This is a genomic window from Vibrio sp. OPT46, from assembly GCF_015163535.1.
Lineage (GTDB): Bacteria > Pseudomonadota > Gammaproteobacteria > Enterobacterales > Vibrionaceae > Vibrio > Vibrio alginolyticus.
This window is the reverse complement of record NZ_JADDYG010000010.1, coordinates 65574-67148: the sequence shown is the minus strand read 5'-3', so window position 1 is coordinate 67148 and position 1575 is coordinate 65574. Positions and strand designations below refer to the sequence as shown.

The 1575-nt window shown below is 48.8% G+C and carries 2 protein-coding genes; one reads left to right on the top strand and one right to left on the bottom strand.

Annotated elements, in window-relative coordinates; all coding sequences use genetic code 11:
* On the top strand, positions 1 to 1036 hold a 1036-nt coding region (locus IQR33_RS01780; RefSeq protein ID WP_193843455.1), incomplete at its 5' end, for a S8 family peptidase.
* 260 nt (positions 1037 to 1296) lie between these two features.
* Here IQR33_RS01780 and IQR33_RS32095 read toward each other — a convergent pair.
* Positions 1297 to 1575, bottom strand: a 279-nt coding sequence (locus tag IQR33_RS32095) for an SDR family oxidoreductase (protein ID WP_228013713.1), incomplete at its 5' end; no start/stop codon positions are given.

Here is a 1575-nt window from a genome sequence, read left to right as displayed (position 1 = left end):
CGGTGGTCGCTCAGTTTCAGGGTATGACTTTGTCGATAACGATGCAGATGCAAGTGACTGTAATGGACACGGCACACACGTAGCGGGCACCATTGGCGGCAGCTTGTATGGTGTTGCGAAAAACGTCAACCTTGTCGGCGTGAGAGTATTGAGCTGTACCGGATCGGGTTCTACTTCTGGTGTTATTGCCGGTGTGGACTGGGTGGCTGCGAACGCTTCCGGACCTTCAGTCGCCAACATGAGTTTAGGCGGCGGTCAATCCGTCGCTCTGGATAGTGCGGTGCAAAGTGCGGTTCAGTCAGGTGTCAGCTTTATGCTAGCAGCAGGTAACTCCAACGCCGATGCGTGTAACTATTCTCCAGCACGCGTTGCTTCCGGAGTAACTGTCGGATCGACCACTAGCACGGATGCACGTTCGAGTTTTTCAAACTGGGGCAGTTGTGTGGATGTATTTGCGCCAGGTTCACAAATCAAATCTGCATGGTATGACGGTGGCTACAAAACCATTAGTGGCACTTCGATGGCGACGCCACATGTGGCGGGTGTAGCAGCATTGTATCTTCAAGAAAACAGTTCACTGTCTCCAAGCCAAGTAGAGGCCTTGATCGTTAGCCGCGCAACTAGCGGAAAAGTGACGGACACAAGAGGCAGCGTGAACAAGCTACTTTATAGCTTAACGGATGCAGATTGTGGCCAAGACTGCGGTGGCCCAGACCCAACACCGGACCCAGAAGGCAAATTAACCTCGGGCGTGCCAGTAAGTGGTTTAAGTGGTTCAACTGGTCAAGTAGCGTATTACTATGTTGATGTAGAAGCTGGGCAGCGTTTAACCGTACAAATGTATGGTGGAAATGGTGATGCGGATTTGTATCTCCGTTTTGGAGCAAAACCAGCACTGAATGCATGGGACTGCCGACCTTTCAAATACGGTAACAATGAAACATGTACGGTCAGTGCGACACAAAGTGGACGTTATCACGTCATGATTCAAGGTTACTCAAACTATAGCGGTGTCAGCATTCAAGCGAGCTACTAGTTATTCTTCTCGTTACTAAAAGAGAGCAAAGCCCGCTTTTCGGTGGGCTTTTCTTTTGGGAATACTGTGCTTTAGGGAATGCAGTGTTTAAGAGGAGACGCCCGACGCTATTCAAACGTATTGGCCTTTTGCTTCAAAAACTCAACTCGAAGCGAAATCGAAGCTTTCTATTAGTAGTACTCACATAAGTCGGGTTCCTCAAACAAAAACGCCCTTCATATAAGTAAAAGGCGTTTTTATTTTGGGTTTTGATTAACGAGCTATAATACCAACCCACCGTCAATCTTGAGCACTTGGCCTGTGATGTAGGCGCTCTTGTCTGAGGTTAGGAAAGAGACGCCATTGGCAATATCTTGAACTGAGCCCATGCGCCCTAATGGGGTTTTGCCTTTCATCATTTGAATGACTTTCTCTGGCAGGTTCTTGGTCATGTCGGTGGCGATAAAGCCTGGCGCGACACAGTTGACGCGTATCTGTGCACCCTTTCTTGAAAGTTCTTTCGCCCAGCCTTTGCTCATTGAGATGACGCCGCCTTTACT